Source organism: Pseudomonas sp. GM25 (genome assembly GCF_000282255.1).
Classification (GTDB): domain Bacteria; phylum Pseudomonadota; class Gammaproteobacteria; order Pseudomonadales; family Pseudomonadaceae; genus Aquipseudomonas; species Aquipseudomonas aphyarum.
Window position 1 is genome coordinate 1 of record NZ_AKJQ01000032.1, and the last position, 23,726, is coordinate 23,726.

18 protein-coding genes are annotated in these 23,726 nt (G+C 60.6%); 8 read left to right on the forward strand and 10 right to left on the reverse strand.

The window, feature by feature from the left end:
• Together PMI24_RS09230 and PMI24_RS09235 are read right to left on the reverse strand one after the other, a co-directional pair.
• Positions 1–656, reverse strand: a 656-nt coding sequence (locus tag PMI24_RS09230; RefSeq protein ID WP_007953140.1) for a glutamate synthase-related protein, incomplete at its 3' end; no start/stop codon positions are given.
• Positions 657–692: 36 nt separating this feature from the next.
• The gene (locus PMI24_RS09235) at positions 693–1,493 is read right to left on the reverse strand and encodes a helix-turn-helix transcriptional regulator (protein WP_007953141.1); all 801 of its coding nucleotides are present in this window, start codon (positions 1,491–1,493) and stop codon (positions 693–695) included.
• Positions 1,494–1,618: 125 nt separating this feature from the next.
• Between PMI24_RS09235 and PMI24_RS09240 the strand changes: the two genes are divergently transcribed.
• Together PMI24_RS09240 and PMI24_RS09245 are read left to right on the forward strand one after the other, a co-directional pair.
• Positions 1,619–2,434: a carbon-nitrogen hydrolase family protein gene (locus PMI24_RS09240; RefSeq protein ID WP_007953142.1), complete on the forward strand. Its 816-nt coding sequence runs from the start codon at positions 1,619–1,621 to the stop codon at positions 2,432–2,434.
• A gap of 204 nt (positions 2,435–2,638) precedes the next feature.
• On the forward strand, positions 2,639–3,964 hold the full coding sequence (locus PMI24_RS09245; RefSeq protein WP_007953143.1) for an APC family permease: 1,326 nt from the start codon (positions 2,639–2,641) through the stop codon (positions 3,962–3,964).
• 7 nt (positions 3,965–3,971) lie between these two features.
• On the opposite strand, the gene PMI24_RS09250 is transcribed toward PMI24_RS09245, so the two are convergent.
• From PMI24_RS09250 to PMI24_RS09270, 5 genes are read right to left on the reverse strand one after another with little or no spacing between them, the layout of a single operon-like run.
• A complete protein-coding gene (locus PMI24_RS09250; protein WP_007953144.1) occupies positions 3,972–5,375 on the reverse strand; it encodes an ATP-binding protein in 1,404 nt (467 codons plus the stop codon).
• Positions 5,372–7,186, reverse strand: a complete 1,815-nt coding sequence (locus PMI24_RS09255) for a DAHL domain-containing protein (protein WP_007953145.1) — start codon at positions 7,184–7,186, stop codon at positions 5,372–5,374. The genes PMI24_RS09250 and PMI24_RS09255 overlap by 4 nt, the downstream gene beginning before the upstream one ends.
• Positions 7,183–8,130 carry a cytochrome-c peroxidase gene (locus PMI24_RS09260; protein WP_007953146.1) on the reverse strand — a complete coding sequence of 316 codons (948 nt, stop codon included), beginning with the start codon at positions 8,128–8,130 and terminating at the stop codon, positions 7,183–7,185. The genes PMI24_RS09255 and PMI24_RS09260 overlap by 4 nt, the downstream gene beginning before the upstream one ends.
• A complete protein-coding gene (locus tag PMI24_RS09265) occupies positions 8,127–10,001 on the reverse strand; it encodes a putative bifunctional diguanylate cyclase/phosphodiesterase (RefSeq protein WP_007953147.1) in 1,875 nt (624 codons plus the stop codon). The genes PMI24_RS09260 and PMI24_RS09265 overlap by 4 nt, the downstream gene beginning before the upstream one ends.
• Entirely contained in the window at positions 9,998–11,851 is a 1,854-nt protein-coding gene (locus tag PMI24_RS09270) for a putative bifunctional diguanylate cyclase/phosphodiesterase (RefSeq protein WP_007953149.1), read from the reverse strand. The genes PMI24_RS09265 and PMI24_RS09270 overlap by 4 nt, the downstream gene beginning before the upstream one ends.
• A gap of 254 nt (positions 11,852–12,105) precedes the next feature.
• Between PMI24_RS09270 and PMI24_RS09275 the strand changes: the two genes are divergently transcribed.
• Genes PMI24_RS09275 through PMI24_RS09290 form a run of 4 tightly spaced genes read left to right on the forward strand, consistent with a single transcriptional unit; the run spans position 12,106 to position 15,150 of the window.
• Positions 12,106–13,464, forward strand: a complete 1,359-nt coding sequence (locus tag PMI24_RS09275) for an HD domain-containing phosphohydrolase (RefSeq protein ID WP_007953151.1) — start codon at positions 12,106–12,108, stop codon at positions 13,462–13,464.
• A 57-nt stretch (positions 13,465–13,521) separates the two neighbouring features.
• Entirely contained in the window at positions 13,522–13,956 is a 435-nt protein-coding gene (locus tag PMI24_RS09280) for an NUDIX hydrolase (protein WP_007953153.1), read from the forward strand.
• 23 nt (positions 13,957–13,979) lie between these two features.
• Positions 13,980–14,618 (forward strand): LysE family translocator, encoded by a 639-nt coding sequence (locus PMI24_RS09285; RefSeq protein ID WP_007953155.1) that lies wholly within the window; start codon positions 13,980–13,982, stop codon positions 14,616–14,618.
• Between the two features lies 1 nt (position 14,619).
• A complete protein-coding gene (locus tag PMI24_RS09290; RefSeq protein ID WP_007953157.1) occupies positions 14,620–15,150 on the forward strand; it encodes a GNAT family N-acetyltransferase in 531 nt (176 codons plus the stop codon).
• On the opposite strand, the gene metR is transcribed toward PMI24_RS09290, so the two are convergent.
• On the reverse strand, positions 15,134–16,051 hold the full coding sequence (gene metR / locus PMI24_RS09295) for a transcriptional regulator MetR (RefSeq protein ID WP_007953158.1): 918 nt from the start codon (positions 16,049–16,051) through the stop codon (positions 15,134–15,136). The two genes, PMI24_RS09290 and metR, sit on opposite strands and share 17 nt — an antisense overlap.
• Positions 16,052–16,162: 111 nt before the next feature.
• On the opposite strand from metR, the gene metE reads away from it, so the two are divergent.
• On the forward strand, positions 16,163–18,475 hold the full coding sequence (gene metE, locus PMI24_RS09300; RefSeq protein ID WP_007953160.1) for a 5-methyltetrahydropteroyltriglutamate--homocysteine S-methyltransferase: 2,313 nt from the start codon (positions 16,163–16,165) through the stop codon (positions 18,473–18,475).
• 156 nt (positions 18,476–18,631) lie between these two features.
• On the opposite strand, the gene PMI24_RS09305 is transcribed toward metE, so the two are convergent.
• The gene (locus tag PMI24_RS09305) at positions 18,632–22,108 is read right to left on the reverse strand and encodes an Ig-like domain-containing protein (protein WP_007953162.1); all 3,477 of its coding nucleotides are present in this window, start codon (positions 22,106–22,108) and stop codon (positions 18,632–18,634) included.
• Between the two features lie 243 nt (positions 22,109–22,351).
• Here PMI24_RS09305 and PMI24_RS09310 point away from each other — a divergent pair, with 243 nt between their 5' ends.
• Positions 22,352–23,386 (forward strand): alpha/beta fold hydrolase, encoded by a 1,035-nt coding sequence (locus PMI24_RS09310; RefSeq protein ID WP_007953164.1) that lies wholly within the window; start codon positions 22,352–22,354, stop codon positions 23,384–23,386.
• Position 23,387: 1 nt separating this feature from the next.
• On the opposite strand, the gene PMI24_RS09315 is transcribed toward PMI24_RS09310, so the two are convergent.
• On the reverse strand, positions 23,388–23,717 hold the full coding sequence (locus PMI24_RS09315; RefSeq protein WP_162831789.1) for a GlpM family protein: 330 nt from the start codon (positions 23,715–23,717) through the stop codon (positions 23,388–23,390).
• Positions 23,718–23,726 lie beyond the last annotated feature (9 nt).

The window sequence follows — 23,726 nt, forward strand, 5'->3', positions numbered from 1 at the left end:
GTGCGCCAGCCGAAATAGCCGCTGCCCAGTTCCCAGGTCAGGTCACCGCCGTGTTCGCGGTGATAGGGGCTGATGCTGCCTTCGCCGGTGTCGTGGGCGAAGTTGCCGAGTTTGGCGCCCTGGTTCAGCGCGCGGATCGCGTTGGCACTGAGTGAGCCAAAACTCATTGCCGAGATGTTGAACACCGACGCCGAATACGGCTGGGTGCACTGCGGGCCACCGACGGTGACGCGGAAACTGCTCGGGTCGCTCAACGGCGCCGGGCGCATCGAGTGGCCGATGAATTCGAAACCGGATTGATAGACGTCGATCAGGGTGCCGAACGGTTTGTCGGCGGTTTCATTCTTGGCCCGCGAGTACACCAGCGAACGCTGGGCGCGGGAAAAGGGCAGTGCATCGCTGTCGGATTCCAGCAGGTACTGGCGGATCTCCGGGCGGATGCCTTCGACCAGATAGCGGATGTTGCCCAGGATCGGATAATTGCGGCGCACCGCGTGCGGGCTTTGCATCAGGTCGAACAGACCGATCAGGCTCAATACGCCGGTAACGGCGGTGATCGGCCACAGCCAGTCGTGTTCGAGAAAGGGCAGGCTGGCGAGGGTGAAAATCACGCAGACGGCAAAGAAGGCGTAGCGGCTCAGGAGTGACAGGCTCATACGGTTTCCTTGGTTCGGACGGTTTTTTTGCAGCAGTCAGGCGTTTTGCGCCTGCAGAAAGATCGAAAACAGCTCCGACTGGGATTTGATCCCCAGCTTGCTGTACATGTGTTTCTTATGGACTTTCACGGTTTCAACAGAGATTTCCAGCTTACGGGCGATTTCTTTACTGGAGCAACCGCTGAGCATCAGGCGCCCGACGTCCAGTTCCCGGGCGGTCAGTTGTGCGCCCTTGAGCTGCTGCACCGACGCTTCGAGCTGCACCCGCCAGTCCGGTTGCGACGGCGCCGGGGCCAAGGCCACGGTTTCGTTGATTTCATAGGGCAAACGCTGGCGCAACAGGCCGAGCACCCACGGCTGGATCAGCGACAGCAGGGCAATCTGCTCGCCGGTGAAGCGCTGCTGGCTGCCCAGCGACAGGCACAGCGTGCGGTCGCCTTCGAGCTGGCAATTGAACTGGATTTCGTCGGCCACCACATTCAGACGAAAGTATCGCTGGTAATACTCGGTCAGTTCGAAGTGCTCCGGCGCGACCTCCGACAGGCGATACAAACCGGTGCGCGACTGCTCGCGGCAGGCGATGTAGAACGGGTCGAGCAGGTACAGACCGCGCAGATAATCCTGAAACAGCTGATCGGGACTGCCGTCGGCGCCGGGGCATTCGGCGAACACCTGCGGGTGGCGGTCGGCGCTGAACAGCAGCGCCACCCAGCTATCGAACGGCACGTACTGGTCGAGCAGGCGCACCAGTTGCGCCCAGAAATTCGGCTTGTCGAGGGCGTCGATCAACTGCCCGACGGCGCGGTGCCAGGTGATGTCGTCAAACGAAAGAGTCATGCCTCTACCCCTATCGGGTTACCCCGGCCGCGTAATTCCCTGGCCGGTCGAATGCGAAGCATACTGGCCCACAGACAGCCGCCGGGCAATCTTTCGGCGCCCGGCGCTCATAACAAGGACTACCCATGAAAGTCGAACTCGCCCAGCTGGCGGGCCGTGACAATGGCACGGCTTACAACCTCGAACGCGCCCTGGCGGCAATTGCCGCGTGCCCGGCCGACACGCAATTGATCGTGTTCCCCGAAACCCATCTGATGGGCTTCCCGACCGCCGACACCGTGGCGCAGATCGCCGAACCGCTGGACGGCCCGACCGTCAGCGCCGTGCAGGCCGCCGCCCGCGAGCGCAACCTCGCCGTGGTGATCGGCATGGCCGAGAACGACAACGGCCGCTTCTACAACACCACGCTGCTGATTACCCCCGAAGGCATCGCCCTGAAATACCGCAAGACCCACCTCTGGGCGTCGGATCGCGGTGTGTTCGAGGCGGGTGACCGTTACGCCACGTGCCTGTGGAACGGTGTGCGGGTCGGTCTGCTGATCTGCTACGACATCGAATTTCCGGAATCGGCCCGGGCCCTGGCGCAACTCGGCGCCGAATTGTTGATCGTGACCAACGGCAACATGGACCCGTACGGCCCGACTCACCGCACCGCCATCATGTCCCGGGCCCAGGAAAACCAGGCATTTGCGCTGATGGTCAATCGGGTGGAAGCCGGAGATGACGGGTTGATGTTTGCCGGCGGCAGCGCGCTGGTGGATCCGCTGGGCACGGTGCTGTTCGAGGCCGGGCGAGAGGAAGGGCGGTTCAGTGTCGAGCTGGATTTCGGTCAGCTGGAGCTGGCGCGCAAGGATTATCGGTATCTGGATGATCAGCGGTTGAGGTTGCCGGGGGAGGTGGTTGAACACGCCTCGGGAGTACGTGAGCTGCTGATCCCTTGACCCGTTGTACCCGATCGTTCCCACGCTCTGCGTGGGAATGCAGCCCGGGACGCTCTGCGTCCCAAGAGCGGACGCAGAGCGTCCATTGAGGCATTCCCACGCGGACGGTTCGACGCCTCGACGTGGGAACGATCAGCAACACCCGAAACATTCGCCGAACTCGGCCTCTGCCATAAATCCAATAAAATCCGGAGTAAGTCGCCCATGGCTCGTTTGCAACGCACCCTTTCGCTAGGGTCGGTGGTGCTGTTCGGCATCGCCTACATGACGCCGATCATTGTTCTCGGCACGTTCGGCATCCTCGCCCAGTCCACCGCCGGCATGGTGCCCGCCGCGTATCTGGCGGCATTGGTGGCGATGTTTTTCACCGCCATGAGCTACGGGCGCATGGCCGCCGCGTTCCCGGTAGCCGGCTCGGCCTACAGCTACGTGCGCAAGGCGATCAGCCCGAAACTTGGCTTCATCGCCGGTTGGGCGGTGCTGCTCGATTATCTGTTTCTGCCGATGGCGATCTGGCTGATCGGCGCCGCGTATCTGGCTTCGGCCTTCCCGTCGATCCCCCAGTGGATCTGGGTACTGGCGTTCATCGGCATCACCAGCGCGATCAACATCATCGGTCTGAAACTGGCCAACGGCATCAACGCCTTGCTGATGCTGGTGCAGTTCCTGGTGCTGATCGCCTTCGTCGCGCTGTGCGTGCATTACGTCGGTGGTGATGCCAGCACGCCGCTGTGGTCGATCAAGCCGTTCTTCAACGGCGACATGCAGATGCCGCTGATCATGAGCGGCGCCGCCATTGCCTGCTATTCGTTCCTCGGCTTCGACGCGGTCAGCACGCTCACCGAAGAAACCCGGGATCCACGTCGCACCATCCCTCGGGCAATCATGCTGATCACCCTGATCGGCGGGCTGATTTTTGTCGGTGTGTCGTACTTCGTGCAGATCGCTCATCCGTCGTTCCAGTTCGACAGCGTCGACTCGGCGGCCTACGAAATTGCGCGCAACATCGGCGGCGACCTGTTCGTGTCGATCTTCCTGATCGGCCTGATCGTCGGTCAGTTCGCCTCGGGCCTGTCGGCGCAGGCCAGCGGTTCGCGGCTGTTGTTTGCGATGGGCCGTGACGGAGTGCTGCCCAAGTCGTTTTTCGGCACCTTGCACGAGCGCTTCGGTACGCCGGTCAACAGCATCCTGCTGTGTGCAGTGGTGGCTTTGCTGGCGCTGAAACTCGACGTGACCACCTCGACCTCGTTCATCAACTTCGGCGCATTCCTGGCGTTCAGCCTGGTCAACCTGTCGGTGATTTTTCACTACTGGATCGGCGGCGAGAAAAAGGGCCTGCGCGAGTTGATCCTGTTCCTGATCTTTCCGTTCATCGGCCTGGCAGCGGACTTGTGGCTGATGGTCAGCCTCGATCACCTGGCGGTGTATCTGGGCCTGAGCTGGCTGGCGATTGGCGTGGTGTACCTGGCGGTGCTCACGGGTGGTTTCCGCCGGCAGCCGCCGGAGATGGATTTCCAGGAAACCGCCTGATCCGGCATCAGGCCGCCGGGCGGTTCTGGCGCAACGGCAACTGCACGCGGAACGTCGTGCCGGCGCCCAATGTACTGCGCACGGAAATATCGCCGCCGTGTTTCTTCACGATGCCATACGAGAGGGACAGGCCCAGGCCTGTCCCCTGGCCCACCGGTTTGGTGGTGAAGAACGGGTCGAAGATTTTCTGCAGGGTCTCGGGTGCGATGCCCGAACCGGTGTCGGCCACTTCGATGATCGCCGTTTCACCTTGCACGCCGGTGCGCAGGGTGATGGTGCCGCGCTCCGGGCCCATGGCCTGCGCCGCGTTGATCACCAGGTTCATGATCACCTGATTGATCTGCGAGGGCAGGCATTCGATCTCCGGCAGGTCCTGATATTCCTTGACCACATCGGCCTTGTACTTGAGCTCGCCGGCGACGATGTTCAGGGTCGATTCGATGCCCTGTTGCAGATTGGCCCACTGCCATTGCTGATGGCTGTCGACCCGGGAGAAATCCTTGAGATCCCGGACGATCTGCCCGACCCGGCCGATGCCTTCCTTGGACTCGCGGATCAGCGTCGGGATGTCTTCCAGCAGATAGTCCAGTTCCAGGTGCTCGCGCAATTGCTGCAACTGCGCGGCGGCTTCGGCGGGCAAGTTCTGCCCGGCGGTGTGATAGGCGCCGAGCATGGCCAGCAGTTGCTGGAAGTAGCCGTCGAGCGTGCCGAGGTTGGAGGAAATGAAACCGATCGGGTTGTTGATTTCATGGGCGACCCCGGCGGCCAACTGACCGAGCGAGGCGAGTTTTTCCGACTGCACCAATTGGCCTTCCAGTTGTTTGCGTTCGTCGATTTCCCGCTGCAAGGCTTCGCTGGCCTGCCGGAACTGGGCGGTGCGCTGATCCACCAGATGTTCCAGGTGATGCATTTGCAGGGACGCGCGTTCGGTCATCTGCCATTTGGTCAGCAGGGTGTTGGCCATCTGCTGGACTTCGATGTTGTCGAAGGGTTTTTTCAGGATCAACAGCCGGTCGTGAGCGTGCAGGCGATCCAGCAGTTCGTCCCAGGAATAGTCGGAATAGGCGGTGCAGACCACCACCTGCAACTGCGGGTCTTGCAGCCAGAGTTCTTCGATGGTCCGCGCCCCGTCCCAGCCGTCCGGCATGCGCATGTCGACAAAGGCCAGTGCATACGGGCATTGCTCCTGCAGGGCCAGGTTGAGTTTGGCCAGGCCTTCTTCGCCACCGTAGGCCGAGTCCAGTTCGAAGGGCGCTCGCCGGGGTTTGGCCGGCACGCCGAACAGGGCGGCTTCCATCTCGTCCAGTTTTGCCGAGTGCGCCGGGGCCGGGGCGAGAATCTTGCGAAAGTCCTCGTGGATCGACGGCATGTCATCGATCAGCAGGATGCGGCGGTTCGACAGCTCGCTCATGCGTTCTCCGTAACGGTGATCAGCGGAATCTGCAGGGTAAACAACGCGCCCAGTCCCGGCCCGTCACTGTGGGCGGTGAGGTGGCCGTTCATCTCGATGGCTGCCAGCGCGCAACTGTGCAGGCCGAAGCCGTGGCCTTCCTTGCGGGTGGTGAAACCGTGGGCAAAGATCCGCGTCATGTTTTCCGGGGCGATGCCTTCGCCGTCGTCCCTGACACTGATTTCCAGAAAGTTGTCGTCGACGATTTTCACCCCAAGGGTCATGGTGCGCGGGCGATTGCTCAGGTCGGACATCGCATACTTGGCGTTGCTGATCAGGTTGATCAGGATCAGCAGCAAGCGATGTTTGTCGCCCATCACCTGGGGTACTTCGGCGTATTCCTTGACCACCGTGACGTGGTGCCGGGTGAGGGCGCCGGCGTTCATGCGCAGCGCGTCTTCGAGCAGCTCGTTGATATACAGCGGCTCGGTCAGGCTGTTGGCCCCGGCATAGGATTGCTGGGTGGCGACGATGTCCTTGATGTGATCGACGCTTTTGTTCATCTGGTTAAGCTCGTCGACCATCTCCTGCTGTTCCTGAGCGATGGCGCCGACCAGTTGATTGAGGTAGCCGGGCAGCAGCTTGCCCTTGTCATCCTCGCTGAGAAAATGGCCGAGATCGTGCGGGTGTTCGTTGATCAGTTGCATCGCCTTGCCCAGCCCTAGCGCCTTGCTGCTGCGCAGTTTTCGCGAGATCAGATCGGAGGAAATGTTCACGCTGTTGAGCACGTTGCCGACGTTGTGCAGCACGTTGGTCGCGATTTCGGCCATGCCGGCCTGCCGCGCGGCGTCGAGCAGTTCGCTCTGCACGTTCTTCAGCTCCCGGGTGCGTTCCTCGACCCGTTGCTCCAGTACGTCATTGGCGGTTTGCAGGGCCGCGTTGACCCGGTTGATCTCGGCGAAGCTGCGGATCAGACGGATTGCCAGCCACAGCAGCGACAGCATCAGCAGCACCGAAAACAGCAGCAGGTAGAAGTGGTATTTCCTGTCGGTCTTTTCGGCCCGTTGCTGATCCTGATTGAGCATGGTGGTGATGTTGTCCAGACGCTCGGCCACGGGGATAGCTTCGATGCTGTCGAGCAAACTGTTGACGATCGGCTGTTCGCGCAGGATCAGGGTGATGTGATTGCTCAGGATCTTGATCGGGGCCTGAAAGTCCTCGGGCAGGCGTTGTGCGTTGACCGCCAGTTTGTTCAGGCCCAGCACGATATCGGCGGCCTTGTCGTCGGAGGTGACCTGGGAAAATTCCAGGGCGCTGAGCAGCAGGTCATAGGTGTCGGTGGCGATGTTCTGCACCTGGATCTTGTCGAGGTCGGACAGGTCGGCCAGTTGCGCCTGAATGTCATCTTCGGCGGTGGGCAGAAACGCCAGGGAATTGCGCAACAAGGCGTTGTGCGACTTGAACCGTTCCACCAGCCGGGTCTTTTCCTGCATGGCCATGAGAAAACTGTCGTGGGCCTCGTCCCATTGTTTCGAGTCGCTGCGCCCGTGGCCGGATTCCATGGTGTCGAAACGTTCCCACAACCGGTTCATCTCGGTCATCGGCGAAATCAACGGATCGTAATTGTGCGAGAGCGCCACTCGGGCCTTGAGGATTTCGTTTTCCCACAGCGAATCCTGTTGCTTGATCTGGCGGATCAGGTCGCGGGATTCGGTATAGGCCGTGGTCTGCTCGGAGCTGGACTTGAGGTACAGAAACACCAGGATCGAGGCCAGCAACACGGCAACCAACCCGAGCAACAGCAGGCTGGCCCGGCGCGAAACTTTCATCATGGCTTGCCCTCCCAACGGCCGGTCAGGGTCTTGAGAAACTGGATAATCAGGGTCTTGTCTTCTTCGTTCGGCATGCGTCCCAACTGGTACTGGAACATCACGTCCACGGCCCGTTCGAGGGTGGGCGCCGAGCCGTCGTGGAAGTACGGCGCGGTCAGTGCGACGTTGCGCAGGCTCGGCACCTTGAACACGGCGCGATCGGCTTCGTCACCGGTGATGTTGAAGCGGCCCTGGTCGGCCACCGTCGGGTGGCCGCGGTCGGCGATGTAGTCACCGAACACGCCGAATTTCTGGAACATGTTGCCGCCGATGTTTACCCCCTGATGGCAGGCGATGCAGCCGTAATCCTTGAAACGCTGGTAACCGTACTTTTCTTCGAGGGTCAGGATGTCGGTGTTGCCCAGCAGGTACTGATCGAAGCGCGAATCGGGCGTGAGCAACGTGCGCTCGAAAGCGGACAGGGCGCTCTGGATATTGGCCCGGGTCACGGCGTCGGGGTAGGCGGCGCTGAAGGCCTGGCGATAGCCAGCATCGTCGGCGATACGTTGCACCACGGTGTTCCAGTCGCTGCCCATTTCGTGGGGGCTGGTGATCACGACGTTGGCCTGCTCTTCCAGCGTCTCGACGCGGCCGTCCCACAACTGGCGGAAGTTGAGGCTGGCGTTGAACACGGTAGGCGTATTGAACTCCACCGGTTGCCCGTTGAAACCGCTGGAAAAGGCGCGACTGTCGGCACCGTTTTTGTCCAGTTGATGGCAACTGGCGCAGGACAGCGTGTTGTTGATCGACAGCCGTGGATCATTGAACAGCTGGCGTCCCAGTTCGACCTTTTTTGCATCTTGTTGCGGGACGGCCGGCAAGGGTTTAAGCGGCTCGTCCAGCGGCGCGGCCGTGGCATTCGCGCAGATCGCCAACAGCAGAAACACCCGCGCCGGATGGATCATGCCAGCCCCCAGGGACCGGGGCGGACTTCGCCCAGCAACTGGGCAAACCTGTCTGCCGGCAAGGCTTTGCTGAAGTAGTAACCCTGGCCTTCCTCGCAGTGGTGGTCCTTGAGAAAGGCCAACTGTTGCGCGGTTTCCACCCCTTCGGCGATGACGTTCAGGTTCAGGCTCTTGCCCAGGCTGATGATCGCGCCGACCAGCGCCGCATCGCTGCTGTCATGGCTCAGCCCGCGAATGAACGACTGATCGATCTTCAGCACATCGATGGGAAACCGGCGCAGATAGCTCAGGCTGGAATAGCCGGTGCCGAAGTCATCGATGGCCAGCCGAACGCCCAGCGCCTTCAGCCGGTTCAGCGCGCTCATCGTCGCGTCGACGTTCTGCATCAGCACGCCTTCGGTGATCTCCAGTTCCAGCAGGCGAGGATCCAGCCCGGTCTGTGCCAGCACCTGCTCGATGCCCTCGACGAAGTGCCGCTGGCGAAAGTCGATGGCCGAGGTGTTGACCGACATGCGGATCGGCGGCAACCCCGCTTGTTGCCAGTCGCGGGTCTGCCGACAGGCCTCGGCCAGTACCCATTTGCTCAGCGGCACGATCAGGCCGCTGTCTTCGGCCACCGGGATGAACTCCGATGGATACACCCAGCCATGCCCCGGTTTCTGCCAGCGCACCAGTGCCTCGGCACCGACCACCCGGCCGCTGGCCAGCTCGATTTTCGGCTGGTAGTGCAAGACGAATTCGTGGCGTTGCAGGGCCTGGCGAATGCCCGATTCGATGCTTTGCTGTTCCCGTGCGCGCTGGTTCATGGCTTCGATGAAGAAGCCGATCTCGTTCGGCCCGCTCTCCTTGGCATTGCGCATCGCCGTTTCCGCTTTTTTGATCAGCTCGATGGCCTCGAGTCCGTCATCGGGGTAGAGGCTGATGCCCAGCCCGGCGGTGACACTGACGTCATGCCCGACAATCGTCTGCGGAGTACGAACGGCCAGCAGCAGTTTTTCGGCGATGCTGCGGGTCTGCTGTGGATGGTTGATGTCGCTGAGCATCACCACGAACTCGTCGGAGCCATAACGAAAGACCGAGTCCGATTCGCGCACGCAGGCCAGCAATTGCTGGCCGACCCGTTTGAGCATCTCGTCGCCCGCCGGATGGCCCAGGGCATTGTTGATGCGCTTGAAGCGGTCCAGGCCGAGAAACATCACCACCAGTTGTTTGTCATGGCGCCGGCAGGCGGCCAGCGACTGAGTCAAACGGTCACCGAGCAAGGTGCTGTTGGGCAGGCCCGTGAGGCTGTCGTACTGCAACAGGCGCGAGACCTTGAGCAATTCGTGCACGCGGGCTTCGACGGTCTGTTCAAGGTTGAGCATCTTCAGTGCCGCGTCCTGGGCGAGCTGCCATTTCCAGGTCAGGGCATTGGCCATCTGGCGGATTTCCAGGGTGTCGAACGGCTTTTTCAGGATCAACAATTGATCGCCGAACTCCAGTCGTTCGGCCATGGCCTCCCAGCTGTAGTCGGAATAGGCGGTGCACAGCGCAATTTGCAGATTGGGGTCGACCGCCCAGAGTTTTTCGATGGTTTCCAGGCCGTCCCAACCGGGCGGCATGCGCATGTCGGTGAAAGCGAGGGCGTAGGGCCGGCCTTCGTCCAGGGCGTTTTGCACCAGTTTCAGCGCTTCCTGGCCCTGATAGGCGGAGTCCAGCTGAAACGTCAGGTGCGGCGCCTGGCGGGTGCCGAACAGCGTCTGCTCAAGCGCGTTCAGATCTGCTTCACCGTGGGTGTCGGGCGTGAGGATCTTGCGAAAGTCGGCATGGATCGCCGGGGTGTCATCGACGATCAGAATGCGCCGGTTGGTCTGAGGGAACGGTGTTTTCATCCTTCATCCTCCCTGTGCAGTGGGGCGGCCACACTGGCGTCCTTCAACAACTTGGCAGCCTGCTCGGGGCTGACGGCCTCGCGCGGGCAAAGGCCCTGCACGTCTTTCAACGGTGGGCCGGACGTGTGTGCCGTGTCCTGATCCGACGGCAGGGGCCCTTCGGCGCTGATATCGATCGCCAGATCCCGCGCGAAATTGACGATGGCCCGCAGCCTGTTGGCGCCGGCTTCGTCCTGAGCCGCGTGGTCGATCAGCGACTGCGAGAGTTTGAGATGGTTGACCCGGTAGGTTTGCAGCCAGTCGAAAGAGGAATACTCGGTGCCGAAATCATCGATGGCGATGGTCACCCCCAACTCGCGCAGGCGCGGCAGCGCGTCGTTGTGGGTCCATTTGGTCTGGGCGAGCGTGGCTTCGGTGACATCGAAACGCAGGTCCCACGGCGCCAGCTCCCAGCGGGCCGCGATGCGCAGCACGTCGTAGATCAGTTCGGGACCGGTCTTGAGCTGCGCCAGGGAAATCTTGATCGCCATCACCGGTGGCGCCACCCCCTCGTTCTGCCACTGGCGCATCTGCCAGCAGGCGTGATCCAGAATCCAGCGTCCGAGGGGAATGATCGCGCCGGTCTTTTCCGCCGCTGGTACAAAGGCCGACGCCGGCAGCAGGCCCAGCCTGGGATGCTGCCAGCTGACCTGCGCGGCCATGCCGAGGATCTTGCCGCTGTGCAGGTCGACTTCCGGCGTGTAATCGAGCCTCAGTCCGCCCCGGGTAAGCGCCGTGGTTAATTCTTCGGCAAGGGTCAGGCGCTCGGCCACTTCCCGGGTGATCTCCTCGGAATGGAACTGGTACTGATTGCGTCCGGTTTCCTTGGCGCGGTACAGCGCCATGTCGGCTCCGGCCAACAGGCTGTCTGCATCCAGACTCGTGGGCCGGTAAAGGCAGATGCCGATGCTGACGGAGATGTGCACGGCATTACCCGTCAGGTGGTAAGGCTCCGCCAGTGCATCGCGGATCTTGGCGGCAACGGTGGCGGACTGGGTCGGGTCGCTGACATCCAGCTGCAGGATCGCGAACTCGTCACCGCCCAGCCGCGCCACCACGTCGTTTTCCCGCACACCGGATCTGATCCGCTGCGCCACTTGCTGCAACAGCAGGTCGCCGACCGGGTGACCGAGGGTGTCGTTGATGCGTTTGAAGTGATCCAGATCCAGATAGAACACCGCGAAGGGCGCGGCCCCCCGGCGTGCGGCGGCGAAGGCCTGATGCAGACGTTCGATCAGCGTGGCGCGGTTGACCAGTCCGGTAAGGCCGTCCGTGCGAGCCAGCAGGTTCATCTTCAGCGCGGCGTCTTCGGTCATTTGCCATTTGACGGTCAGGGCACTGGCCATCTGGCGGATTTCGATCGCGTCGAAAGGTTTTTTCAGGATCAGCAGGCGATCGCTCAAGGGTAGCCGCTGGTCGATCTCTTCCCAGGAATAGTCGGTATAGGCGGTGCACAGGGCCACTTGCAGCCGGGGATCGACCTGCCACAGCCGCTCGATGGTTTCCAGACCATCCCAGCCCGGCGGCATGCGCATGTCGATGAAGGCCATGGCATAGGGGCGCCCGGCAGCCAGGGCGGCTTCGAGCATCGTCAGGGCTTCGCGGCCCTGATAGGCCGAGTCCAGCTCAAAGTGTTCTTTAGGTGAAGCGGTTGTGTGGGACGGGGTGCCGAACAGCAGGCTTTCGGTTTCGCCCAGGCGGTTGTCTTCCACCGTGGCAGGTTTGAGGATTTTCGCGAAGTCGCCGTGGATCGACGGCGTATCGTCGACGATCAACACGCGCCGATTGATGGTTGCGGGGTGCGCAATCATGACGCAAGACCCGCGAATTCACGCACGTTCGTCATCGGGAGCATCCTTTTCCCCTCGTCACATGCCTGCGTGCAGGCCGATGGTGTCGTCCAGCGCCTTGAGCATAGTTGCCCCGCCGGTACTTCGCCTGTCGCTGTGTCACCGATGATTTACATGGCTTGCGCGAAAAATCATCTAGCCTTTCATGCACGTGCGGGCAAGCGGGGAGGTCTGTCGGCGCGCCGTTGCATCCACTGTTTTCGCGAGGCCTCGCCATGGAAGAGCAAACCGCCCCGAATTCACCGTCGCGACCCAAGGTATTGCTGGTCGATGACGAGGAACCGATCCTCAACAGCCTGCGCCGTCTGCTGCGCAGCCAGCCGTATGAGGTGTTGCTGGCGACCAGCGGCGCCCAGGCTCTGGAAATACTCGAACAGCAACCGGTGAATCTGGTAATGAGCGACGCGCGCATGCCCAACATGGATGGCGCCACGCTGCTGGCTCGCGTTCATGAGCTGTACCCGGCGACCGCGCGGATCATGCTCACCGGCTACGCCGACCCTTCGGCGATCATCAAGGCGATCAACGAGGGCCAGATCGAGCGCTACATCAGCAAACCCTGGAACGACGAAGAAATGCTCCTGACCTTGCGCCAGGCCCTGGAGCATCAACATCTGGCGCGTGAACGCGAGCGTCTGGAACGACTGACTCGGGTGCAGAACGAACAATTGAGGTTGCTCAACAGCACCCTGGAAAAACATGTCAGCGCCCGCACCGCCGAGTTGCAGCAGACCGCCGACATGCTCGATCTGGCGTATGAAGAGCTCAAGCGCAGTTTTTTGACGGGCACCGAAATGTTTTCGTTGCTGGCCAACCTGCGCCTGCCGCCGGCCAAACAGACCAACCGGCAGATCATCGAACTGGTGCGCGGCTACTGCCACGAGCACCGGCTCGACGAAGCCACCAGCCGCGACCTGACCATGGCCGCCGCGCTCTACAACATCGGCAAGCTGAGCTGGACCGACAGCATGATGACCACGCCTTCGGACCTGCTGCACAGCACCGACCGCGATCGCTATCGGGCTTATCCGAAACAGAGCGAATCGCTGTTGATGACCCTGGACCCGATGAAGGATGCGGCGCGGCTGATCCTGCACCATCAGGAACACTGGGACGGCAGCGGCTTTCCCGACCGGCTCAAGGGCGAGGCCATTCCCTTGGGCTCGCGGCTGTTGAAACTGGCGGTGGATTTCGTCGAGTTGCAGCGCGGATTGATTCTCGAGCGGCAAATGAACAGCGATGAAGCGTTGCTGTACCTGCGTCAGTACGCCGGCAAACTCTACGATCCCGAGCTGATCGAGGATTTCATCAAGGTCTGCGCAATGGTCAGCGACATCACCCTGACCGATCCGGACGTGAAGGTCATGGGCACCCGGGAGCTGGCGGCGGGGATGATCCTGGCGCGCAATCTCAACGCCGACAACGGCATGTTGCTGCTCAATGCCGGCAAGGTGCTGAGCGCTTTGCTGGTGGACAAACTGATCAGTTTCGAAGCCATGGAGGGCGCTAAATACAAGGTGTTCGTGAAAGTGCCGGAGGAACTTGAGGCGACCCTCACGGCCCAGGGTGGATGACGCTGGCGCGGTCGGCGTGGGATCCTTGCGGTTTTTCCCAAGGCCGATGGCTGACCCATGACCTCTGTTTCTGCAGTTTCGCCCCGCCTCATTCGTATCGCCGCCGCATTGTTGCTCAACCCCGACGGCCAGACCCTGCTGGTGCGCAAGCGCGGCACTACGGCGTTCATGCAACCGGGCGGCAAGATCGAACCTCATGAACTGCCGGTGCATGCATTGGCCCGTGAGCTGGAAGAAGAGCTAGGGCTGGTGATTGATCCTGAGCAGGCGAGCTTTCTCGGCCAGTTCTCGGCACCCGCCGCCAACGAGCCGGGATTCGTCGTGCAGGCCGAGATCTTTCAGCTGACCATCGACACCGAAGTATCCCCGGCTGCCGAGATCGAGGAGGTGATCTGGATCGACCCGGCTACCGACGGCGATGTGGTTCTCGCCCCATTGACACGCGACCTGATCCTGCCGTTTTATCGAGCCTCGCTGACCGCGATCGCCTGATCATTCGTGCAAAGGACTTCGTCATGATCCCGCTTCCAGACCTGCTGATTTTTGCCGCCGCCGCACTGCTGATGGTGCTGACGCCGGGGCCGAACATGATCTACCTGATCTCGCGGTCGATCTGCCAGGGACGCCGCGCCGGGGTGACCTCGCTGCTCGGCGTGGTGGCGGGGTTCTTCGTGCACCTGTTCGCGGCGGCCGCCGGTTTGACCGCGGTGTTTCTCGCGGTGCCGATGGCCTATGAAGTGTTGAAGTGGGCCGGTGCGCTGTACCTGCTCTGGCTGGCCTGGCAGGCGGTGAAACCCGGCGCCCGTTCGCCGTTCGAGGCGCAACAATTGCCGGCGGATTCTTCGCGCAAACTGGTCACCATGGGTTTTCTCACCAGCGCGCTGAACCCGAAAATCGCTGTGTTTTACCTCTCGGTATTTCCGCAGTTCATTTCGCCAGAGCACGGCTCGGTGTTCACTCAGAGCATCATCCTCGGCCTGACCCAGATCAGCGTCAGCTTCTGCGTCAACCTGTTGATCGCGCTGTTCGCGGCGGGCATCGCGTCGTGGTTCGTCAACAACCCAACCTGGCTGGCAGCGCAGCGGTATTTCATGGGCTTCGTGCTGGGCGGCCTGGCCGTGCGGCTGATGCTTGAACAGCGCAAGGCCGCCTGACATGTGGATCGAACGGCTGGACGCCAGCCATGCGCTGGCCTATCGCGAACTGATGCTGGAAGCCTATGACCGGCATCCGCAGGCGTTCACTTCCAGTGTGCGCGAGCGCGCGGTGATGCCGCTGAGCTGGTGGGAGTCACGCCTGACCAGCAAGCTCGACGCGGTGTTCGGCGCGTTCGAAGACGGCCGGCTGGCGGGCATCGTCGGCCTGGCGTTCGAGCCTCGGGAAAAGGCCCGGCACAAGGCAACGGTATTCGGCATGTATGTGTCGGCTGAATTTCGCCAGCGCGGGCTGGGGCTGAAATTGATGGAGGCGGTGCTGGGTGAAGCGCAGCAGCATCCGGCGCTGAAAGTCATTCAATTGACCGTCACCGCCGGCAACGACGCCGCGTTCAAGTTGTACCAGCGCTGCGGCTTCATCCAGTTCGGCCTGGAACCGATGGCGGTGCGGGTCGGCGAGGACTACTTCGACAAGATCCACATGTGGTGCCCACCTTCAGTGCCAACCGCCAGCCTCAACGAACCGCGCTGACCCCATCCAGGGTCGAGAATGAAGTGTCCTTGGCCGTCAGCAGGAAGTCGCGCATGTACGGCGCGTCCAGCATGTCGGCGCGGATCGCCGCGTACAGCGTCGCAAACAGACCTTTCTCGCCCAGCCGTTTGCCCTTCACGTAACCGCGCGAGCTGTATTCATGCAGCGCCCAGTGCGGCATGCCGCACACGCCACGGCCGCTGGCCACCAGTTGCATCATCATCACCGTCAGCTCTGAGGTGCGTACCTGCGCCGGTTCGATGTCGGCCGGTTCGAGGAAGCGGGTGAAGATGTCCAGTCGATCGCGTTCGACCGGGTAGGTGATCAGGGTTTCGGTCAGCAGGTCTTCGGGGACGATGTACGGTTTGCTTGCCAGTGCGTGCTGGTTGGCAACCGCCAACATCGCCTCGTAGGTGAACAGCGGCACGTAGGTGATGCCAGCGATTTCCAGCGGGTCGGACGTCACCACCAGATCCAGATCGCCCCGGGCCAGCGCCGGCAGCGGGGCAAACGAGAAACCCGAAGCGAGGTCGAGTTCGACTTCCGGCCACGCATCGCGGAACTGGTCGATGGTTGGCATCAGCCACTGGAAGCAGCTGTGGCATTCGATGGCCATGTGCAGACGCCCGGCGGTGCCCCCGGCCAGACGCCCGATGTCGCGTTCAGCGGCGCGCAGCAGCGGCAGGGTCGCGTCGGCCAGTTGCAGCAGGCGCAGGCCGGCGCTGGTGAAGCGCACCGGTTTGGTCTTGCGCACGAACAACGGCATGCCCATGCGCTCTTCCAGCTCCTTGAACTGGTGGGACAGCGCCGACTGCGTCAGGTGCAAGCGGTCGGCTGCATCGACCAGGCTGTCGGCTTCGCGCAGGGCATGCAGGGTTTTCAGGTGACGGATCTCAAGCACCGCAGGCTCCATGAGGAAAATTTGTGATCAACACGAAAAGGTTGAGTTTGTCTCATGTTGCCCTGGCTGTCGACAATGGCGCCATCTTTTACGCAATGGAGAACACTCGACATGGCCGTGGCCCACACCCTTGGTTTCCCGCGCATCGGCGCCGACCGCGAATTGAAAAAAGCCCTCGAAGCCTGCTGGAAAGGCGATCTCGATCAGGCTGCTCTGAATCAGGTTGGCCGTGAGCTTCGCGCCAGACACTGGCAACTGCAGAAGGACGCCGGCATCGACCTGCTGCCGGTCGGCGACTTCGCCTGGTACGACCAGGTGCTGACTCACTCGCTGACCTTCGGTGTGATCCCCGAGCGCTTCGACGCTGTGCGTGACGAGCGCGGCCTGCCGACCCTCGACACGCTGTTTGCCATGGCCCGTGGCGCCACGTCGTCCTGCTGTGGCGGCGAGCACGGCAAGACTCAGTACGCACAAGAGCTGACCAAGTGGTTCGATACCAACTACCACTACCTGGTCCCGGAGTTCACCGTGGACCAGCAATTCAAGCTGAGCTGGGAACAGCTGTTCGATGAAGTCGAAGAAGCCAAGGTCCTCGGTCACAACGTCAAACCGGTGATCATCGGCCCGCTGACTTACCTGTGGCTGGGCAAGGCGAAAGGCAACGACTTCGACAAGCTCGATCTGCTTGAGCGCCTGCTGCCGGTGTACAACGAAATCCTCGGTCGTCTCGCCGAACAAGGCGTGGAGTGGGTGCAGATTGACGAGCCGATCCTCACGCTGGACCTGCCGCAAGCCTGGAAAAGTGCTTTCGAACGCGCCTATCACATCCTTCAGTATTCGCCGCTGAAGAAACTGGTGGCGACCTATTTCAGCGGCCTGCAAGACAACCTCGGCCTGGCCGTCGGCCTGCCGGTACAAGGCCTGCACATCGACGCCGTGCGTGCGCCCGATCAGCTCGGTCAGGTGCTTGATCGCCTGCCGACCTACAAGATTCTTTCGGTCGGTCTGGTCAACGGTCGTAACGTCTGGCGCTGCGAACTGGAGCAGGCGCTGGCACAACTGCAACCGGCGCAGGAGCGTTTTGGCGATAACCTGTGGGTCAGCAGTTCCTGCTCGTTGCTGCACAGTCCGGTGGATGTCGAGCGTGAAGACAAGCTCGATCCGGAACTGAAAAGCTGGCTGGCATTCGCTGTGCAGAAGTGCAGCGAAATCTCGGTTTTGCGTGATGCGCTGAACGACCCGCAAGCGCCGAAAGTGCAAAGCGCGCTGGCCGAAAGCCGTGCCATTCAAGAAAGCCGCGACCGCTCGCCGCGTATTCACAAGGCCGCCGTGCAGGCGCGGATCGATGCGATCAACGCCAGTGACAGTCAGCGTCATTCGCCGTTTGCCAAACGAATCGCCGCACAGCAAGCGCGTTTGAAATTGCCGACGTTCCCGACCACCACCATCGGTTCGTTTCCGCAGACCGGCTCGATCCGTCTGGCCCGTCAGGCGTTCAAGCAGGGCAAGCTGTCGGCCAACGATTACCACGACGCCATGCGCAGCGAAATCCGCCACGCGGTACAGGTGCAGGAACGTCTGGGACTGGACGTGCTGGTGCACGGTGAAGCCGAGCGCAACGACATGGTCGAGTACTTCGCCGAGCAGCTCGACGGCTACCTGTTTACCCGCTTCGGCTGGGTCCAGAGCTACGGTTCCCGCTGCGTGAAACCGGCGGTGATTTATGGCGATCTGTCCCGTCCTAACGCCATGACCGTGGACTGGATCACCTACGCCCAGAGCCTGACCGACAAGGTCATGAAAGGCATGCTGACAGGCCCGGTGACCATGCTGATGTGGTCGTTCCCCCGTGAAGACGTGTCGCGCAAAGTCCAGGCGCAACAACTGGCGCTGGCCCTGCGTGACGAAGTGGTGGATCTGGAAAACGCCGGAATCAAAATCGTGCAGATCGACGAAGCCGCGTTCCGCGAAGGCCTGCCATTGCGCCGTGAACAATGGCAGGAATACCTCGACTGGGCGGTGGAAGCGTTCCGCCTGACAGCCTCGGGCGTGAAGGATGAAACCCAGATTCACACCCACATGTGCTACAGCGAATTCAATGACGTGATCAAGGCGATCGCCGACATGGACGCCGACGTCATCACCATCGAAACCTCGCGCTCGGACATGGAATTGCTCGAAGCCTTCGAAGCGTTCGACTACCCGAACGACATCGGTCCGGGCGTCTACGACATCCACTCGCCGCGCGTGCCGGACACCGCTGAGATGGTCAAGTTGATGAGCAAAGCCGTGAAGCGCATCCCGGCGCAGCGCCTGTGGGTCAACCCCGATTGCGGCCTGAAGACCCGCGCCTGGCCTGAGACCGAAGCGGCACTGGTGAACATGGTGGCGGCGGCGCGGCAGTTGCGCAGTCAGTTGGCGTAAAACACTAAAAAACAGGGAGCGGCACGCCGCTCCCTGTTTTTTACAGCGCCGCATCGTTGGTTTCGAGCCGTAAGAAACCCAGCCACAGCGACAGTGGCTCGAGATTCATCAATGGTGCGTTATCGAGGTTGAGCCTGAACAGACCGATTCCGGGCGCTACTGGAACTGAAGGGTGTACAGATTCAAATCTCCTGGGGAGTGCTCGAAACCGCCGCCGTTGCTCATGTTGAATGCCCAGGCAACGCCGCCCACGTAGTCATTGTTGGTTGATGTCCAGTAAATTCCGCCTGGCCATCCGAGCTGACCCGGTACGTTTCCGCCAGACGCGTAGGTACTCCAGAATGTCTGGAATTGCCAGACCGTCAGACACGATGGTCGCCAGCCTTGTGCATGAGCGTGCCAGTTCACCGGACCGTAAAGCCCCACGTTCCTGACGCCCGTGACCGTCAGGTTGTATGACGCGCGTCTGCCGGCCTGATCCGTGACGCTGATGGTGGTCGTTCCATCACCTGTTACAGCGACTCTGCCGTAGGAATCGTGGATCCGGGCGACACTTGGGTTAGAGGAGGAGTAAGTCAGCGAACCCGTGCCGCCAGATGCTTGTTGCCAGTAAATGGCGCCGGGAGGCGGGTTGACGGGAGGTCTTAATTGCACAATGAGATATTCACTCATCCGTAGACTCGCATCGCCACCGATTGATAAATCGCTGGCAATGGTGACGATCCAGTTTGCGGATTGTTGCAGGCCATCGGGGGTCTGGGCGGTCAGGGTATGCCGGCCAAGTGCAATAGAAATTGTCTTTCTCCAGATACCAGCCTTGTCCGCGGTTGCCTGATCGATGTGGTTGCCGTTATCAAAAAGATTGACTTTGGAGCCAGCGGTAGCCGTTCCTACCAACTCTGGGGTCTGGTCATCGCATGTACCGCCATTGGAAATGGAGCCAGTGACAGGTGCCTGGTTGTCAATCAACTGAGTGATTGCAGGCTTGAGCAGCATTTCAGTTTTGATCGTGCATTCGAACATCGGAAAAAACGTATCGGCGCCACCTTTATCGCTGAAGTTGGCAATCGACAAGCCAGACACCTGGCTGCCGTCCTTGAACTTTTTCAGTTCCGCCCTGCTGATTGTCCCACTGAGGCCGGTCTTGACTTCGTTGGCACTGACAGTTCCATCGAACAACGTGATGACACGCTGATTGCCGGTCGAATCAGTGCCGCTCAGTGCCACTCGCATTTTCGTGCCGATGGCGATAAACAGCCATGCAATCAATGTCCAGTGCGCATCACCACTGAACGCGTTGAGATCCAGAGTATTGTTATCCACCGATTCGGCAATGGTCAGGTGCGGGTATTTGAGCTCCGGCTTATCGATATTGATCACCGAGTATTTGGCAGCAGAGGAGCTCTGATCATAAATACCCGTTTGCGTGACGGCATAGCGAAAAGTGAGGAATGTGCCCATGTTGGCAGGAAAAGCGGTTTTTGGAATATCAAACAGCATTGTCCCGCCAGCGATACCAGGTTTGGAAGCAATGACCGGACTGCCAAATCCGGAGCGTCCTATACAGGAAAGGGTCACCCTATGGGTGGTACTCATCCTGGGATAGGCAACCTCCACGGTAGCGATATTCTGAGTGTTCTCTGGGTTGACGACATTCCCCGGCGATGCCTGCAACAGTTTGGGCGGGGGCAAGACAAGCACCAGGTTGCCGATTCGCAAGTTCAGTTCGGGAGCTGTCAATGGTTGCGAGCGGAAACACTCAATGAACCAGACGATTCGGATGACATTGTGAAGAAGATATTTGATCAGTTGTTGTTCCAGTCTGAATTCGACGTCTTTCCCGACATTTGCCGCTGTGATCGGCAACGAATCGATGTGCACCAATTCGCCCGTTTTGTCCGGGTCAATATCGTTTTTCCAGACCTCCATTCGTACGGTAGCGCCAATCTGTGTATGAACACCGGACAGGCATTTGGCGGACGTACCGAAAGGGATTTGGTCAGGGTCAAGCAGATCGTTCGTGGCTTTGACGACTTCGATCACTTCCAGCTGATGGGTTGCCGGAGCAATGCGCAGGTGCCGGACTTTGGACTTTATGGTCTCGAGATGGCCGTCTCCGGTCACCTCGCATGACAGTTGGATATTGCCGTCGCCAAACGTACTCAAGTGCTTGGTTTCCCACACGAAGGGCACCATGAATCCGGAACCCGGAATTTCCATGGCCTCAGTCACGTATCTCTCGTAAGTCTGTAGGCGCGGCGTGCCCCCCGAGCTCCTGCTCAGACAGGATAACGTCACCTTGTCACCCAGCTTCATTCCTCTCACGTCGGGCCCGAAATACACCAGCGTTTCCTCCAGCATCGATGACAACACCGCGCCTCGTGCTTCAACAGCCAAAGGTGCGGGCGCGAGATAAGAGTGCGCGAGCAAGCGGAACGCATAGGGATAGGACGGCGTGTGGATGGTCGAACCGGAGGTCGTTCTGATTCTTTCGTAACTCACGATCGCGGTGGTCGGCGCGATTCGGGATGGGTCGTCATAAGGCACCCGGACGGTGTTCAACCCTGCTCTATAGGGAATCGGGGGATATGTTTTGCTTAATCCGCTGGCAGGGTCGAGCATCGTCAGCTCGACTTGGTCACCCGCCACTACGTCCGCACGACGTGCAGTGATATCGACGTCCATGGGTTGATGATCCAGATCGTCGATTTTTAAAGTGTCTTTGAGGGAAAGCCTCACAGTGGGCGCTTCCAGGTAGCTCGTGTCAGGATCAAGTACTCCTGCTCCGACCGCAGACGCCAGACTGTTGTTATTCACCAGATCAGTGATGACATAGCTCACCAGTAGCGGTTCAGCAGGGCCAATTGACTCGAGCAAGGCTGATGGAACCGGGACCGTGACGTCTTTGCCAATGTGCGCGGCCGTGATTTCGAATTTGTAGATCGTACCGTTGATATCCAGAATGATCGTGTCAGCCGTAAACATGATCGACCAAGCCGGAACAATGAAATCGACAAATCCATTGGCAAGCATCGACTGGTCTATCACAGCGGGAAAACCGGGAGCCGCAAGCGGCACACGATCGTCGGTATTGCCGGAGGGCGCGCGGCTGTCTGGAAAAGTGGTTTTGAACAGGATCGCTAATCTGTCCGAGGACTCCGGCGGGTTACCACTTATACGCTCAACAGTGCACCACCATTCATTGACTGTCGTTCTTTGCACGGCAGAGCGTGGAATGTTACCGACGCTATCCTCGTTGTTGTGATCCCGAGGGACCACGAAGGTATCAATTAGAGTGCCTTTATCGAAAGGGTCAGGCGTTTCACCCGGTTTGAGATCTTTACCTCTGTATAACCGAATAGTGTCATTGGCCTCCTGGAATTGATAAGCCCCAAAGACTGAATGCCAGCCTTTTCCGGGCCCCGCGGTTTGATCTGCGTTGACGCCGTATCTGGCTTGCTCATAGCTCAGTGGCGTCCAGCCTGGTATTTGCGGGGCAAATATTTTCCGGATCCCGTCTACCGAGAACAATGCAGCTGATCGCTGTTCGGCGAATAGGTCTACCGTGCTCTGCGGACTTTCAAGGTTGATTTTGTCCAGTTGGGCTTTGGTCAGCGTCAGCAGAGTGGTCATGGGCATGCTCCTGGTCGGCATTACTGGTCATAGGGCCGTTCTCTGGAACCATTGGAGCGCCAATCTGTAAAATCGACCACTGTCAGAAGTTACAGGTACGGGAGGTTTTCCGATGATCGGTAATGCCCATCGAAACCGACCGCTCGGCACTCTTCATCAAACTGTCATCGAACTGTGGCAGCGCGCTTGAACAAACTTCATCAGACTCGCGCTCTACTGGGGTTCTGCGTTTCGGTGTTTTTCATGTTCAAGGGATTTTTTGCAATCGCGGCGTTGTTGGCCGCGGTTTTTTTCGTTCCGGCGTCTTATGCGGCGTCGCGTTGCGACGTCAATGTACCGACCGAACGGGTCGATCTGGAGCAGGTGAGCCTGGCGTACCAGAGCATCGGCCGTGCGTCGGATCCGGCGCTGTTGCTGGTGATGGGCCTGGGCGGGCAGTTGATCCACTGGCCGGACGAAGTGGTGGTCGCGCTGTGTCAGCAGGGCTTTCGGGTGATCCGTTATGACAACCGCGATGCCGGTCTGTCGACCTGGCGCCAGACGCCGGTGGAAGCCAACCTGACCTTTGAAGTGCTGCGCTACAAACTCGGTCTGCCGGTGGCGGCGCCTTACAGCCTGACCGACATGGCCGACGATGCGCTGGGCCTGATGGATGCGTTGCACGTCGAGCAATTCCACGTGCTTGGCGCGAGCATGGGCGGGATGATCGCCCAGCACATGGCGGCCATGGCGCCGCAACGGGTCGAGAGCCTGACGCTGATCATGACCAGCTCCGGCGCCGAAGGCCTGCCGGCGCCGAGTGCGGCGCTGGTGCAGTTGTTGGCTCGACGTGGTGCACCCAATCGCCAGATCGCGCTGGAGCAACAGGCTGATTTGTTGGCGGCGCTGGGCAGCCCTTCAGTCAGCGATGATCGGCAGGCATTGCTGCATCAAGCGGCGCTGTCCTATGACCGGGCGTTCAATCCCGAAGGCGTGAAGCGCCAGATCATGGCGATCCTTGCCGAACCGAGCCGGGTAGCGTTGCTCAATCAACTACGCGTCCCGACCCTGGTGGTGCATGGCACGGCCGATCCGTTATTGCCGGTGATGCACGGCGTACACCTGGCGGCGCACATTCGCGGTAGTCAGTTGCGGCTGATTCCGGGGCTGGCACACCGCTTTCAGGAAGCGTTCAAGGAGCCGTTGCTGGCGGCGGTGTTGCCGTATCTGCGCGAGCATCGCGAAGACACGTCGCACTGGGCGCAGATCGAACCGGTGGCGGAACACAACCTGCTCTGATTCAGGCGTGAAGCCGCACCCACACCGACACCAGCACTGTCGCCGCCATCAGCCACGCCACTGCCGCGACCGCCAGTGAAGCTTCGAGACGCATGCGGTCGACCATCACGTACAGCGTTGCCAGATAGACAAAGTACGGAATGATCGACCACATGCCGAAGACGATGGTGGTCTTCAGGTCGTCGATCGAACGGCCTTTGCCGACGATGTAATGGGCGATCAGGGCGAAGGTCGGGAACAGCGGCACCAGCCCTGCGATGTAGTAGTTTTTTGTCTTGGCCAGCATGGCGAGGATCACCACCACTGCCGCACCGAGCATTGCCTTGAAAATCAGATCCAC